The organism is Acinetobacter sp. TAC-1 (assembly GCF_029025845.1).
Lineage (GTDB): Bacteria > Pseudomonadota > Gammaproteobacteria > Pseudomonadales > Moraxellaceae > Acinetobacter > Acinetobacter guillouiae.
This window is the reverse complement of record NZ_CP118892.1, coordinates 4,155,958-4,172,184: the sequence shown is the minus strand read 5'-3', so window position 1 is coordinate 4,172,184 and position 16,227 is coordinate 4,155,958. Positions and strand designations below refer to the sequence as shown.

Genomic DNA, 16,227 nt, shown 5'->3' with positions numbered 1-16,227 from the left:
CAGGCACTTGATTAAGTTGTTAAGATTTCGAATTGAGATTTTAAGATGAGATTGGAGTTGGGTTTGTTAGAAAAAATAATTAACATTATTGATTGACTTTTTAGAGATAGAGAGTAGTATGGCCGACCTAGCTTGATGCTGACGAAGCATTGAGAAGATCATTAAGAGAATATGAAGAACAACTTGTGTGGATTTTTACTGATTGATTAATCGAAATATTATCATTGATTGATTGGTTTAAATTACTCGAAGTTTATTTGAGAGAATTTGTCAGTACATTGATGAGCCAGAATTGTGACCTTAAGTCACTAATGATTTTTAACTGAAGAGTTTGATCATGGCTCAGATTGAACGCTGGCGGCAGGCTTAACACATGCAAGTCGAGCGGGGGAGATTGCTTCGGTAATTGACCTAGCGGCGGACGGGTGAGTAATACTTAGGAATCTGCCTATTAATGGGGGACAACATCTCGAAAGGGATGCTAATACCGCATACGCCCTACGGGGGAAAGCAGGGGATCACTTGTGACCTTGCGTTAATAGATGAGCCTAAGTCGGATTAGCTAGTTGGTGGGGTAAAGGCCTACCAAGGCGACGATCTGTAGCGGGTCTGAGAGGATGATCCGCCACACTGGGACTGAGACACGGCCCAGACTCCTACGGGAGGCAGCAGTGGGGAATATTGGACAATGGGGGGAACCCTGATCCAGCCATGCCGCGTGTGTGAAGAAGGCCTTATGGTTGTAAAGCACTTTAAGCGAGGAGGAGGCTCTTCTAGTTAATACCTAGGATGAGTGGACGTTACTCGCAGAATAAGCACCGGCTAACTCTGTGCCAGCAGCCGCGGTAATACAGAGGGTGCGAGCGTTAATCGGATTTACTGGGCGTAAAGCGTGCGTAGGCGGCTTTTTAAGTCGGATGTGAAATCCCCGAGCTTAACTTGGGAATTGCATTCGATACTGGGAAGCTAGAGTATGGGAGAGGATGGTAGAATTCCAGGTGTAGCGGTGAAATGCGTAGAGATCTGGAGGAATACCGATGGCGAAGGCAGCCATCTGGCCTAATACTGACGCTGAGGTACGAAAGCATGGGGAGCAAACAGGATTAGATACCCTGGTAGTCCATGCCGTAAACGATGTCTACTAGCCGTTGGGGCCTTTGAGGCTTTAGTGGCGCAGCTAACGCGATAAGTAGACCGCCTGGGGAGTACGGTCGCAAGACTAAAACTCAAATGAATTGACGGGGGCCCGCACAAGCGGTGGAGCATGTGGTTTAATTCGATGCAACGCGAAGAACCTTACCTGGTCTTGACATAGTAAGAACTTTCCAGAGATGGATTGGTGCCTTCGGGAACTTACATACAGGTGCTGCATGGCTGTCGTCAGCTCGTGTCGTGAGATGTTGGGTTAAGTCCCGCAACGAGCGCAACCCTTTTCCTTATTTGCCAGCACTTCGGGTGGGAACTTTAAGGATACTGCCAGTGACAAACTGGAGGAAGGCGGGGACGACGTCAAGTCATCATGGCCCTTACGACCAGGGCTACACACGTGCTACAATGGTCGGTACAAAGGGTTGCTACCTAGCGATAGGATGCTAATCTCAAAAAGCCGATCGTAGTCCGGATTGGAGTCTGCAACTCGACTCCATGAAGTCGGAATCGCTAGTAATCGCGGATCAGAATGCCGCGGTGAATACGTTCCCGGGCCTTGTACACACCGCCCGTCACACCATGGGAGTTTGTTGCACCAGAAGTAGGTAGTCTAACCGTAAGGAGGACGCTTACCACGGTGTGGCCGATGACTGGGGTGAAGTCGTAACAAGGTAGCCGTAGGGGAACCTGCGGCTGGATCACCTCCTTAACGAAAGATTGACGATTGGTAAGAATCCACAACAAGTTGTTCTTCATTGATGTATCTGAGGGTCTGTAGCTCAGTTGGTTAGAGCACACGCTTGATAAGCGTGGGGTCACAAGTTCAAGTCTTGTCAGACCCACCAAGTCTACTGAACACAGAAGAGCAGATATATTAAGATCTTAAGCTGGGGACTTAGCTTAGTTGGTAGAGCGCCTGCTTTGCACGCAGGAGGTCAACGGTTCGACTCCGTTAGTCTCCACCACTAATTAAAGACTAAGTGATTACAGAACTTAGTAAGCCGATAGCTTATTAAGTTCTGTGATTTATCACAGTTAACTACTCGCTGACGAGGCGGTAGTGAATCATTAACAGAATATATTTGAGTTGAAATAATTGTTTAAACTCGTTTTAGTTGATGTTAGCAAGTAATTGTTAATGTTGAGTGAAATGAGCACTAGCGATAAAACTGAATCAAGCGTTTTGGTATATGAATTAAATTGAAGCTGTATGGTGATTAAGTTCACAGGCAACAAATAGAAGTGATTAAGTTCACATTGTTGATCCTCCTTGTAGGGATTAACGACTGTTTGGGGTTGTATAGTCAAGTAATTAAGTGCATGTGGTGGATGCCTTGGCAGTCAGAGGCGATGAAAGACGTAATAGCCTGCGATAAGCTTCGGGGAGGCGGCAAATATCCTGTGATCCGGAGATTTCTGAATGGGGAAACCCACTTACCATAAGGTAGGTATCGCATGATGAATACATAGTCATGCGAGGCGAACGAGGGGAAGTGAAACATCTCAGTACCCTTAGGAAAAGAAATCAATTGAGATTCCCTCAGTAGCGGCGAGCGAACGGGGATCAGCCCATTAAGTTATATGTGTTTTAGCGGAAAGCTCTGGGAAGTGCTACCGTAGAGGGTGATAGTCCCGTACACGAAAGGGCACATATAATGATGACGAGTAGGGCGAGGCACGTGAAACCTTGTCTGAATATGGGGGGACCATCCTCCAAGGCTAAATACTCCTGACTGACCGATAGTGAACCAGTACCGTGAGGGAAAGGCGAAAAGAACCCCTGTGAGGGGAGTGAAATAGATCCTGAAACCGCATGCATACAAGCAGTGGGAGCCGACTTGTTCGGTGACTGCGTACCTTTTGTATAATGGGTCAGCGACTTATATTCAGTAGCAAGGTTAACCGCATAGGGGAGCCGTAGAGAAATCGAGTCTTAATAGGGCGTTTAGTTGCTGGGTATAGACCCGAAACCGGGTGATCTATCCATGAGCAGGTTGAAGGTTGGGTAACACTAACTGGAGGACCGAACCCACTGTCGTTGAAAAGCCAGGGGATGACTTGTGGATAGGGGTGAAAGGCTAATCAAACTCGGTGATAGCTGGTTCTCCCCGAAAGCTATTTAGGTAGCGCCTCGGACGAATACCATAGGGGGTAGAGCACTGTTTCGGCTAGGGGGTCATCCCGACTTACCAAACCGATGCAAACTCCGAATACCTATGAGTACTATCCGGGAGACAGACTGCGGGTGCTAACGTCCGTAGTCAAGAGGAAAACAATCCAGACCGCCAGCTAAGGCCCCCAAATTATAGTTAAGTGGGAAACGATGTGGGAAGGCATAGACAGCTAGGAGGTTGGCTTAGAAGCAGCCACCCTTTAAAGAAAGCGTAATAGCTCACTAGTCGAGTCGGCCTGCGCGGAAGATGTAACGGGGCTAAAACTATATGCCGAAGCTGCGGATGTATACTATGTATACGTGGTAGGGGAGCGTTCTGTAAGCCGATGAAGGTGTATTGAGAAGTATGCTGGAGGTATCAGAAGTGCGAATGCTGACGTGAGTAACGACAAAACGGGTGAAAAACCCGTTCGCTGAAAGACCAAGGGTTCCAGTCCAACGTTAATCGGGGCTGGGTGAGTCGACCCCTAAGGCGAGGCCGAGAGGCGTAGTCGATGGGAAATTGGTTAATATTCCAATACTTCTGTGTAATGCGATGAGAGGACGGAGAAAGTTAAGTCAGCCTGGCGTTGGTTGTCCAGGTGAAAGGCAGTAGGCATGCATCTTAGGCAAATCCGGGGTGCTCTATGCTGAGAGCTGATAGCAAGCTAGTTTACTAGCGAAGTGGCTGATACTATGCTTCCAGGAAAAGTCTCTAAGCTTCAGTTACACAGGAATCGTACCCTAAACCGACACAGGTGGTCAGGTCGAGTAGACCAAAGCGCTTGAGAGAACTCTGCTGAAGGAACTAGGCAAAATGGTACCGTAACTTCGGGAGAAGGTACGCTGCTGACGGTGATAGGACTTGCTCCTTGAGCTATTGGCAGCCACAGAAACCAGGCCCCTGCAACTGTTTATTAAAAACATAGCACTCTGCAAACACGAAAGTGGACGTATAGGGTGTGATGCCTGCCCGGTGCTGGAAGGTTAATTGATGGGGTTAGCGTAAGCGAAGCTCTTGATCGAAGCCCCAGTAAACGGCGGCCGTAACTATAACGGTCCTAAGGTAGCGAAATTCCTTGTCGGGTAAGTTCCGACCTGCACGAATGGCATAATGATGGGGGCGCTGTCTCCAGCAGAGGCTCAGTGAAATCGAAATCGCCGTGAAGATGCGGTGTACCCGCGGCTAGACGGAAAGACCCCGTGAACCTTTACTGCAGCTTGACATTGAACTTTGATCTTACTTGTGTAGGATAGGTGGGAGGCTTTGAAGTAGTGACGCCAGTTGCTATGGAGCCATCCTTGAAATACCACCCTGGTAATATTGAGGTTCTAACTCTGTCCCGTTATCCGGGACGAGGACCATGTCTGGTGGGTAGTTTGACTGGGGCGGTCTCCTCCTAAAGAGTAACGGAGGAGTACGAAGGTGCGCTCAGCGTGGTCGGAAATCACGCGTAGAGTATAAAGGCAAAAGCGCGCTTAACTGCGAGACCCACAAGTCGAGCAGGTACGAAAGTAGGTCTTAGTGATCCGGTGGTTCTGTATGGAAGGGCCATCGCTCAACGGATAAAAGGTACTCTGGGGATAACAGGCTGATACCGCCCAAGAGTTCATATCGACGGCGGTGTTTGGCACCTCGATGTCGGCTCATCTCATCCTGGGGCTGAAGCAGGTCCCAAGGGTATGGCTGTTCGCCATTTAAAGAGGTACGCGAGCTGGGTTTAGAACGTCGTGAGACAGTTCGGTCCCTATCTACCGTGGGCGTTGGAAATTTGAGAGGATCTGCTCCTAGTACGAGAGGACCAGAGTGGACGAACCTCTGGTGTACCGGTTGTGACGCCAGTCGCATCGCCGGGTAGCTATGTTCGGAAGGGATAACCGCTGAAAGCATCTAAGCGGGAAGCCTACCTCAAGATAAGATTTCCCTAGGACTTTATGTCCTCTAAAGAGCCGTTGAAGACTACGACGTTGATAGGTTGGATGTGGAAGTGCGGTGACGCATGAAGCTGACCAATACTAATTGCTCGTGAGGCTTGACTATACAACACCCAAGCAGTTGTATATGAAGCATCATTTGATTCATAAAAGATCAAACATACTTGATTTAGTTGAAAAGCTAGTTACAATACCCAACTCAAATGTTCTGTTAATAACTCATTTGGTACGAAGTAAGGCATTTAAATAAGACCCGAACAAGTCCATAACAGTTTGCTGGCGACAATAGCAAGAGTGAACCACCTGATCCCTTCCCGAACTCAGAAGTGAAACCTCTTAGCGCTGATGGTAGTGTGGGGTTACCCATGTGAGAGTAAGTCATCGCCAGCTTTTAAATCTAAAACACCCCGGTCTCTAGCGAGAACGGGGTGTTTTTTTATGCGCGGTGTTGGGATATCTGGAAGAAAAAAGTCTAAAATAGAATATTAAAAGCTCTATTCTTTAAAATAGAGCTTAATTTGATAGGTAAAAACGTTATTTAAGCTGTCTTCGGGCATGTTTTAATGCAGTTCTTAGGCCTTCTTCCAAGGTTGGATGATAAAAAGGTTTTGCTAATATTTCATCAATTGTCAGCTGTTCTGCAATGATCCAAGAGAGTAAGTGAGTCATATGTTCGGCAGACTCAACAAAAAGCTCAGCACCTAAGAGTTTTCTACTTTGCTGATCTACATAAACTTCAACAGCACCTTTATTTTTACCTAAAACCAATGCGCGACCTTGTTTTTCATAAGAAGCAAAACCTGTAATAAATGTTGTGTCTGATTTTGACAACGCGGCAAAGTTTTGCCCAGCAATCCCCATTTCTGGACTACAGAACACAATACCTAAAGGGGATAGGTTATTTAAGTTGTGTATATTGGGAAAATTTAAACAACTTGAAACGACATTTCTTCCTTCATTTGCAGCCTCATGTTGTAAAGGCGTTTGGGTAAAAGCATCGCCAATAATAAATATTGGAAAATCAGCCAATTGTTTAGTGGTGGGATGAACTGGTAATTGTTTTAAATCTGAGAATGACTGATCAATGTTTTCGAGGGACAAGGTTGATAAGTGTGTAGCACGACCAGTCGCATTTAAAATATAGTCAACCTGTATGGATTTAGATTCATTATTTTCGATAAATGATATTTCAACCCCATTTTCAAGATTTTGGATTGAATCAGGTAAAACTTCAAATTTAATATTCAGTTCTTTGGATAATTCTGCTTGAGCGATTTCTTGTAAATTAGGGCTACTAAGCACCCCCACTTTTTTGCTTCTTGCAAAAACAGTCGTATTTACGCCTAAGCGATGCATTGCTTGAGCTAATTCAATTGCAATCACACCACTACCGATCACGGCAATTGACTTAGGCAGCGTCTCAAGTTCAAATACTTCATCTGAAGTAATCAGTTTATTGCCCAGTTTATTTTTCCAATCTTGGTTATAGGTCGGTGTTGAACCTACAGCAAGAATAAATGATTTAGATTGATAATGTTTTCCTTCGACTTCAACCGTATTTGCATTTACAAATTTAGCTTCGCCATCAAGTTTATGTGCAGCCTCCCAACTTTCTACATCTTTAAGCGTCGCCCGAGCAAAGCGGTCACGTAAATTTCTGACATGTTGCATAACTTGACGTGTATCGATCTCTGCTTTTACCTCTAAAGCGACTTCTTTGGCATTTTGAATGTCATACATCCGATTTGCAGTTGAAATGAGAACTTTACTTGGCATACAGCCAACACGGACACAGGTTGTATCCCATGGACCTTTATTGATAATCAGTATGTTAAATGTATATTTGATTGCTTCTTTATATGCACTAATACCCGCTGTTCCTGCGCCAATGATAATGATGTCGTACATATCTTCTCCTCATTTAATTATATTACAAGAAATATTAATTAAAGATTTAATAGCAATTTATAAAAAATATTCATATAAAGAGTGTCGTCAAATTATATTTTTTCAATATATCACAAGTATTAGATTGAAAAGTTTTGTAGAATTGAGTACATTTCGTGTAAAAGCCATAAAAGTATTTTTAGGGCAAAACTTATACTAAATACAATGGATGAAATTATGATTTACTTAACAAAATTTAAAGAATTAGGGGTTAAAGCAACAGTTCTGGCGTCCTCATTAGCTTTAGTGGCGTGTGGCGGCGGTGGAGGTGGTGGATATTATGGGGATGATAAGAATAATGGTGGAACAGGTACAGGAAATGGTGGTAATGGTTCAACCACGGATACTAAAAAAGTTGTAGAAAGTTTGGGGCTTTCGCTACAAGATGCTGAAGCTAAACCAATTGATGTTGCTTATGACAATTCTAAAGTCTTAATTTCAGTTCAAGCCTTGAACAGTGATAAAGGTGGTGTTGCTGCTAAACTGGTAAATTTATCGATTGCAGATAGTGAAAAATTAGGTGTAACAAGTAAGAGTTCTCAGGTAACGACTGGTGATGATGGTGTTGCGGTATTTGAATTAAATATTCCTACACTGAATGCAAATTCTGGAAAAGTACAGCTGACTGCAACTGTAGATGGAACAACAATTAAACAGGTTTATACCCTTAATATTAAAAAAACAAGCACGATTCAAAGTGAATATAATCTTAAAATCCAACAAGGAGTTGTGCTTAATCTACCAAAAGGTTCAGCTTCTATTACTGCCCAAGTCACAGATAAAAATGGTGGTGTAAAAGCGAATCAATCTGTATCTTTAGCTTTACCTGCTGAAATGCAAGGTAAATTTTCGATTACAAATGGTTCTACCTTAAAAACAGATGAGCTAGGCAAAGCAACTTTTAATATTACTGCGAATAGTGATTTAACGGCAGCTGACATTGCTCAACTTGTATTAACCTCGTCAAGTTTAGATTTTAAATTAGTAGATGAGTTTAAAGCTGAGAGCCAAGCAAAAGCATCAATTACTTTTAAAGATGTTTCTCAAATTGTTCAAAAATTAGAAATTGTTACTCAAGATAGCCCTATCGTTGCACAAGGTGGAACGACGCAAGTTACTGTTGTTGCAAAAAATAGTGATGGTAATCTTTTAACCAATAAAAAAGTAAAATTATCTTTTACAGATAGTAGTGCTGTATATGGTGTCACGATTGATCAGGCAGAAGTGACAACTGATGCGAAAGGCTATGCAGTATTTACCCTTAAATCTGCATCATCGTATCCGATTGCCTTATCTCAACAAGGAATTAACTTAAAAGCGACTTATAGTGACTCCGCAGATATTTTTGCAACAGCAACAGTTAAAGTGACAACTGCTGATACTGGAGCATCAAACCAGCAGGCACTTCAACGCCTTGAAATTGCGTCTTCGTATCAGATTAATGCAAAAAATGATTCGATTACCATTACTGTTAAAGGAATTAATAATAAAGGTGAAGCCGCGACTCAAGGTAAGGTCAAACTGAGCCTAAATGCTGAAGCGAATTCTAATGGTGTTACTTTTGATGGAAGTGCAGAACAGGAATTTAAAACAGGTTATGTCACTTACACCTTAAAAACCAATGCTAAAACGCCGGCAGCTGTTGAAGCTTTAGTTGCGGCAGGTATTACTGCAACATTTACCACTGATAATAATGTAACAAACAGCATTAAGATTACAGTGGAAGATGAAGCGAAGTCAGAGGAAGCATTAAGTTATCTTGCAATAGACCCGATTAATGTGGCCTATGATTACACTAAGGATCAAACCATTGTAGTCAAAGTGAAAGCTACAGGTGTAAAAGGTAGTGCATTAAAAGGAGAGACTGTTAATTTAGGATTTTCAAAGGCATATTCAGTTTCAGAGTTGCAAAGCCTAGGATTAAGTCTATCCAGTTCTGCGGATGCACTTACGGATGCAACAGGTTATGCAACCTTTACCTATCAGTATAAAGCAAGTGGAAGTCCAACCCAAAAAGCATTAGTTGAGAATGGTTTAGGACTTATTGCTAAACCAACCAATGGAGTTGGCGCGGCAAGTACTGTCAATCTCAATTTCAAAGCACCAACAGCTCAAGGTGAAATTGATTTAGATCACTTGAATATTGATATGTTGGGTAGCCTCATTTTAACCGCAAATAACGAACAAACATTCGATGTAACCGTTAATGCGTTGGGTACAGATGGTAAGGCGCTGGCGAATCAAAAAGTGTCTATCGGGCTAAATGATGCGGCGACAAGTAATGGAGCGAGCCTCGCTACGGCGGCAACACTTACAACGAATGGCCAAGGTCAAGCAACGTTTAAGATTAAGGTGAAAGCCAATAATACAAGTGAGTTGGCAAACTTGGTTGCAAATGGCCTTACCGTGGCTGTGAAAGGAGTACGTACTGATGGCTCTGCTTATACTATTACACGTAAAGTTGAGATCTCTCAACCTGTGGTTATCATTCCAGATTTGGCAGCGTTAAGTCTGAGCTATGATGTTCAAACCGTTTCTGTATTGGGTGGAGAGGTCCGTGTTAAAGTGATTGCCAAAGATGAGAATGGAGCAATTATTCCAAATACATCTGTCGCGATTGCATTATCAAGTTTAGCGGGTTCTCGAGTTTCATTGTCAGACTCCAATGTGACAACCAATAGTAAGGGTGAAGCTGAATTTACCATTCGAGTTGCTGAGGGTGCTTATGATGCGAGCTTAATCAAGAATGGCATCACGTTTGCTGTTGTGGGTACAAATCGTAATAATGGTGATCGTATTCAGCAGACGGGTTCGATTCAGGTTGCTGTTCCAGCCAATGCTTTGAATCCTCGTCTAACTACAGATACTAAATACGCTAAAGCGAATGATAAAATCAAGATTTATGCTTCAGTAAAAGATGAAGCAGGAGCTTATACTACGGGTACGCCGATGAGGCTTAGCTTAAACCCTGAGGCAGTTGCAGCAGGTGTTACATTAAGTGCAGACAGCATATTGGTTTCTTCTACTGGGAACGTAACGGTTGAACTCAATATCCCTAATGGTTTAACAACAGCGCAGTTAAGTAAAATTTCAGTTATTGGTTCGATTAATAATCCGAATGGTGCAGAGATAAAAACGACCTTAGAGTTGGAAGTTCAAGATGTCGTAAATGATTATCACCTCTCGATAGATAGTAATAGAGCTTCGCTGAGCTTAGCTGGTGATACTGCTTTAGTAACAGTGAAATTATTAGATGCAAATCAAGGTGGTATTCAAAATCAACCTGTAAACTTAGCAATTGTTGATTCAAGGAATAGTACAACGATTAAAGGTGCGTCACAAATCGTCACAAATCAATATGGGGAAGCTGTTTTTTCAATTGATATGAAAGCCTCTAATTCTTTAGATTTAAGTTCAATACAATTAATTGCGACGCATACAAATACACAAGGTGCAAAAGCACAGCAAATTTCTCAGATTGGAGTGCATACGCCAACTGCATTAATTCCTCAGCTAGATTTAAAATTAAAAGCTTCTAAAGACAAATTGCATGTTAGAGGTGATGCTGTGGATGTATCTGTATTAGTTACGGATATCAATGGATCTAGTCAGCCAGGTAAAGCTGTAACGTTAACTATTCCAAATTATCAAAAGAATGGTGCGTATATTCGTGGAGCATCTACACTTACCAGTGATGAAAATGGATGGGTTAAATTTACAGTCGTTGTTGATGAGAGCCTTCGTACGAATGGTTATGATGCAGCACAATTTGTTAGTGATGATTTAATTGTTGAAGCATTGGTAAAAGATTCAAATGCAACTGAACGTCGACAAAGCTATTTAGTTGATGTGATTAATGCTGAAATACCTGTGACTCAAGGGTCAATTACGGTTGTTATGAATCCAAATCATGTTGGTGTTGATGATCAAACAGGCACTTACTATAACTGGAGTGCTTCTGTTCAGCTTGTAGATTTAGATGGTCGTCCTGTGGCAAATCAAAATGTTACTATGGATATTCGAGCAGTTGAATTTACGCGAGGTGCATGGACTGTAGTTGAAAATCCAGTAACTAAAGAAAAATCATGGGCTCAATATTTACCACCAGCATCTTTGCCTTTGTCTTGTGCAGTCCCTGATAACGATGATCCGTCTACACCGTATGATGATCGTAATGTAACGATTACGGGCGAAAAAGATAGAGATGGGCTTGCTGTATTGGAAACTTTAAATGCTGTCCGCTTCATAGGTGCTAGCGAATCTAATCCATATACAGCAACCTATACGACAGACAAAGAAGGTAAATTTGATTTTGAATTACGTTATCCAAAAGCATATGCAAGTTGGTTAAAAGTCCAAGTGGGTGCTAAAACATCATTGTCAAATTATCCTGTACATGGTTATCGCACAGTGATGTTACCTACTGTAACAAATGATTTTGATAAGGTTGATTGGTCATACACACCATCGATCAATAATAAAAGCCCTTATGGAATTATTGATTATTGTAAATAATTGAATCAAAAAACAGCGCTTCGGCGCTGTTTTTTTATTTAACAGATGTTCCCATACTTACCCCAACCGTAGGTCTTACATTCATTGAACTACATGCAGATAGAACTAGACATGAGATCAAGATAAGGCCAATAACTTTCATAGAAATATCCAAATTTTAAGTTGTTGTTATTCTAATCCTAATGATAAGACAGCGTGTGTAGTAAAATTATTGTCTTTCATTGATAGAGTTAAAATTTTTATTCAATTTCATTGTTGGTATTAGATTTTATAATTGGAGGTGTTTAAAAGCCTAAAGTTTTAAGCTTTTAAACTGCGTATATAAATAACTGATTAGGCGATGTTATGGCGTTGTAAATTGCAAAACACGATTCCCATATTGATCGACTAACTTTAACGTTTTGTCATAGACTTGATAACCTTTCACCTTATTGAGTGCTTCAGTATAGTCAGCCGCGAGTTTCATAGTGTCCTGACAATACATCCGAGTAGAGCCGAGTTGCCCTAAGGTTAAGTGCTGTCCTTTGATCGCATAGGCACCCATAATACGATTACAACCATCTGCACCACTTACCCGTAAATCTGAACCAAATTGAATACTTGGTATGTTGTGAGCATTTGGCGTTGCTTTATATTCTGTTGCACCAATATGCGTAAGTGTCCAATTTTTGTTTTGCAACAAACTTAAATTTTGGCTTTGCTGATCGACACTTGGTGTAGATGCACATCCAGAAAACAAGAGCGTTGCTGTGATGAATGTGGTTGCGAGTATGGATTTAAACATGCGTATTCTCCTAATTTTAATCATTATATAAACAAAATTGAGTTAAACCATAAAGACGGGCTGACTAAAGCTATACATTATTGAGTATGGCCTTCAGGTAAACCAAAACGAATCACTTTAGAAAAGTTATCGCTATTTTGATATTTAAACTGAGCATATTCAGCCGTTCTTGGATTGATATGTGCTTTTTTATACCATTCTTTGATTGACCATTGATGATTTAATGCACCCAAATCATAAAGATAATTGGGTAAATAACCTGAAGCCAATAAACGATAATCTGTTGGTAATTTTTCAGGGGAAATCGCCTGAACCATATCAAAAACCAAAGTTGTACAGTTACTAGTTAGGGTGTTGTACCACTTTGGATGTTCCGCCAAAGCGGAAGATTTCAAAAGATACTCTTCAAATAATGCTTTGGTTTCTGCTTTTGGTAGTTGAATCGGGAAAAAATAAACCTGCTCGCCTCGAATATTACTTCGTGTATAAACAATATCTTTTTCATCTGCAGCGATTAGGCTTAGCTCAAACTGTCTAAAAAACCCACCAATTGCAGAAAAGTTTTCATTTTTTTCTTTTCGAATTTCAATGGAAAAAACGAGTGGGCGCTGATTTAAAAAATCAAAGCTAACCAAGGTATGGGCAATCTGTGGTCCCATCCAATAAGAGGTGATGATATTGACGCCTGTAATCTCATCTAAGTTGTAGCTTCTGGTTTCCCAGCGTTCGTCATATTGATCAGGGGAGTGCCAATTAAAGTTACGGACATTATGAATCGTGACAAGATTACCTTGCTGCTCGTAAGTAAAAATTCTGGAAACTTCTGGACTCCATTGACGATCTTGTTGCGCAGGAATATTAAAGTACCAGACTAAGCTGACAATAAAGGCGATGATATAGATCAAACTGTCAGTTTTTCGGCTAAATATATTTTTAGTAAAATAGATCCCAAAAATACTCAGTGCAAAAATAATCCAAATAGGGATGATGATATAACTGAAAATCTTTCCTAAGGGGTGTTGAATCCAAATCGCGAAACAAAACCACAGGCTGCTCAATATGACAAATAAGCTAAACAAGGAATGGATTATCCCCATTCCAAGTGTATGCAGTATTGATCTTGCTTTTAAGCTATCCATAAGCCACTATTTTTGTTAATAAAGTTCAGTGCTATTTTCGGTATGTTGCAAACTCAAAAGCAATAGCTGTTTTGTCATCAACATGTGACTCGCTCGCAACTTTTTTAAACTCCGTTGGAATTTCTGGATAATACGCATCACCTTGTACATCGAGCTCAATGTGGGTGAGCTCTAAACGATCGGCAATGTGCATGGTTTGTTTAAAAATTTCACCACCACCAATGATAAAGATACTGGCAGGTTTTTCTGATGCCAATACATCAGGAATCGCTTGCTCCAAAGCAGCATCTATACTATGGGCCGTTTTAACCCCAGCAAAGTTCCAATCCTGATCACGGGTAATTACCCAATTGACACGTTTAGGTAATGCACGTCCCATCGATTCAAGCGTTTTACGTCCCATCACCACAACACCACCTTGGGTGATTTCTTTGAAGTGCTTAAGGTCTGCTGAAATATGCCATGGAAGATCGTTCGCTTTACCAATGCAGCGTTGTTGATCCATTGCAACGACATGCACAATTTCAAAGTTTTTAAATGTCATAATGAATTCGCTTATTATCCATTGGAAAATTTTCCCTCCAATTGCAAGGAGGGAATAAGGAAAGACTGAATTAAAATATTTAAACAGCTACAGGTGCTTTAATTGCAGGATGTGACTCATAACCTGTAATTTCAATATCTTCAAATTTAAAGTCAAAAATATCCTTAATTTCAGGATTTAACTTGAGTTGGCACAGTGGTAAGGGCTCACGTGTTAACTGAAGTTTTGCTTGTTCAAAATGGTTAACATATAAATGTGTATCACCGCCAGTCCAGACAAAATCACCTACGCCTAAACCACAAACTTGAGCAACCATATGAGTCAGTAGAGCATAGCTGGCAATATTAAATGGCACCCCTAAGAAAACATCTGCACTACGTTGATAAAGTTGGCAAGACAACTTTCCATCCTGAACAAAAAATTGGAATAAAGTGTGGCATGGCGGTAAGGCAACTTTACCTGCTTCATTTGGGTTCCAGCCAGACACAATCAAACGACGTGAGTTTGGATTGGTCTTGATTTCATTGACCAACCAACTGATTTGGTCAAAACCATCATTTTCAAACAAACCATTGTCTTTTTGCGTTGCGCCAAAGTTACGCCATTGATGACCATAGACTGGGCCTAATTCCCCTTCAGGGCGTCCAAAACGGGCAGTCTGCTCAGCGGTAGACCATTCATCCCAAATCGAAACTTTATTGTCTTTAAGATATTGAACGTTGGTGTCGCCTTTTAGGAACCACAGCAGTTCAATCACAATGGAGCGGAAATGAATTTTTTTAGTGGTTAGTAGCGGAAACCCTTTTGACAAGTCAAAACGCATTTGATGACCAAATACAGAACGAGTACCTGTACCAGTACGATCACCTTTGTCACCGCCATCGTCTAGGATATGTTGTAGAAGGTCTAAATACGCTTTCATATAGTGTCCAATTTGGGGCGTCTATACGACATAAATGACAGATTATGTCGCATGATTACCCATTCGTAATGTTTCTGAATAGCTTCAGAGTTTATACTAATCTGAGTTTCTTTTTAAGCTAGATTATTTTCTGTTTTGCATCCATCTAACAGCTAAAACTAAGAGTATTTGAAAATGAGTATAAATTTGAATGAGCTCCCAGCATGTTTACAGCCATATAAAACGCAAATTATTGCGACAAAAAAAGACAGTATAGAAATATCATTAGTGCCGACTGAAGATTTACAGATTTGGCAAAGCAAAGTGGGTGGAAATCCTTATTTACCTGTAGGGAAGCAATATCCGCAAAGCGCGGAGGGTGAGGGCTTACAATTATTGGCGCAGATCAATTTTGCAGAAGTGCCAGAAAATCAACATTATCCAAAGTCTGGAATTTTACAGTTTTTTATCAATCCGCATGATGATTTATATGGTCTCAATTTTGATGATCAAAAAAAGCAAGATGGCTTTCGTGTGGTTTTTTATGACAAGATTGAGCAAGATCTTGCACTTTTACAAAGCGATTTTCCAAGTTTTGCTGAGGACGATATTTATAGTCCTATCGCAGGACAGTCTGCGATTCAGTTTGAGAAGGCTGAAAGCTATATCGATATGAACAACTTTGATTTTGCTCAAAAAGTCACAGACCCTTATGAAAGAGAAGATGAGGAAGAGTTTTGTGATGAGTACAGTGAAGTTTTTTCTGCAAGCGGTCATCGTTTAGGGGGATATCCATTTTTTACTCAATCTGATCCGCGTGAATACAATGAATCTATTCAAGATTATATTTTGCTGTTGCAGATTGATACAGGTGAAGCTGAAGGTATTGAGATCATGTGGGGCGACTCAGGTGTAGGGAACTTCTTTATTCATCCGGATGATCTTGAAAAAAGAGATTTCTCTAAAGTGGTGTATAACTGGGATTGTTATTAAGCACCGACGGCATAATTTCTAAAAAGCTGATGTTGATAACGTCAGCTTTTTATTGAAAAAATCTTTCTTTGGCATACGATTTTGCTGAATTCATAAAACAAAAGTGTGACTGAATTGACAGTTTAATATGTTGATTAGATTAAGAAAATATTTTAATGATACGGCCGA

General features: G+C 41.1%; 7 protein-coding genes, 2 tRNA genes and 3 rRNA genes. 7 read left to right on the top strand and 5 right to left on the bottom strand.

The features are described 5' to 3' along the window. Positions 1–319 precede the first annotated feature (319 nt). The 5 genes from PYV58_RS19420 (at position 320) to rrf (ending at position 5,626) form a co-directional block, all read left to right on the top strand. A 16S ribosomal RNA gene (locus PYV58_RS19420) occupies positions 320–1,858 on the top strand. 59 nt (positions 1,859–1,917) lie between these two features. Beyond that, positions 1,918–1,994: transfer RNA gene (locus tag PYV58_RS19415), tRNA-Ile, on the top strand. Between the two features lie 44 nt (positions 1,995–2,038). Then, a tRNA-Ala gene (locus PYV58_RS19410) sits at positions 2,039–2,114 on the top strand. Between the two features lie 337 nt (positions 2,115–2,451). After that, positions 2,452–5,342 (top strand): 23S ribosomal RNA (locus PYV58_RS19405). A gap of 169 nt (positions 5,343–5,511) precedes the next feature. Then, positions 5,512–5,626 (top strand): 5S ribosomal RNA (gene rrf / locus PYV58_RS19400). The 16S, 23S and 5S rRNA genes sit together here with 2 tRNA genes alongside, the layout of an rRNA operon. Before the next feature lie 144 nt (positions 5,627–5,770). Here the strand turns inward: rrf and PYV58_RS19395 are convergent. Beyond that, on the bottom strand, positions 5,771–7,144 hold the full coding sequence (locus PYV58_RS19395; RefSeq protein ID WP_034609663.1) for a dihydrolipoyl dehydrogenase: 1,374 nt from the start codon (positions 7,142–7,144) through the stop codon (positions 5,771–5,773). Between the two features lie 216 nt (positions 7,145–7,360). Between PYV58_RS19395 and PYV58_RS19390 the strand changes: the two genes are divergently transcribed. After that, positions 7,361–11,698, top strand: coding sequence for an Ig-like domain-containing protein (locus tag PYV58_RS19390; RefSeq protein ID WP_034610098.1), 4,338 nt, complete (start codon positions 7,361–7,363; stop codon positions 11,696–11,698). A 343-nt stretch (positions 11,699–12,041) separates the two neighbouring features. Here PYV58_RS19390 and PYV58_RS19385 read toward each other — a convergent pair whose 3' ends face one another. From PYV58_RS19385 to thyA, 4 genes are all read right to left on the bottom strand, one after another. Beyond that, positions 12,042–12,482, bottom strand: a complete 441-nt coding sequence (locus PYV58_RS19385) for an META domain-containing protein (protein WP_034609666.1) — start codon at positions 12,480–12,482, stop codon at positions 12,042–12,044. A 77-nt stretch (positions 12,483–12,559) separates the two neighbouring features. Further along, on the bottom strand, positions 12,560–13,621 hold the full coding sequence (locus PYV58_RS19380; RefSeq protein WP_034609669.1) for a DUF4105 domain-containing protein: 1,062 nt from the start codon (positions 13,619–13,621) through the stop codon (positions 12,560–12,562). A 31-nt stretch (positions 13,622–13,652) separates the two neighbouring features. Beyond that, a complete protein-coding gene (locus PYV58_RS19375) occupies positions 13,653–14,165 on the bottom strand; it encodes a dihydrofolate reductase (protein ID WP_034609674.1) in 513 nt (170 codons plus the stop codon). Positions 14,166–14,244: 79 nt separating this feature from the next. Then, entirely contained in the window at positions 14,245–15,087 is an 843-nt protein-coding gene (gene thyA / locus PYV58_RS19370) for a thymidylate synthase (RefSeq protein WP_034609675.1), read from the bottom strand. A 174-nt stretch (positions 15,088–15,261) separates the two neighbouring features. Here thyA and PYV58_RS19365 point away from each other — a divergent pair, with 174 nt between their 5' ends. Then, the gene (locus tag PYV58_RS19365) at positions 15,262–16,059 is read left to right on the top strand and encodes a YwqG family protein (RefSeq protein ID WP_034609677.1); all 798 of its coding nucleotides are present in this window, start codon (positions 15,262–15,264) and stop codon (positions 16,057–16,059) included. The last annotated feature ends 168 nt before the right edge of the window (positions 16,060–16,227 follow it).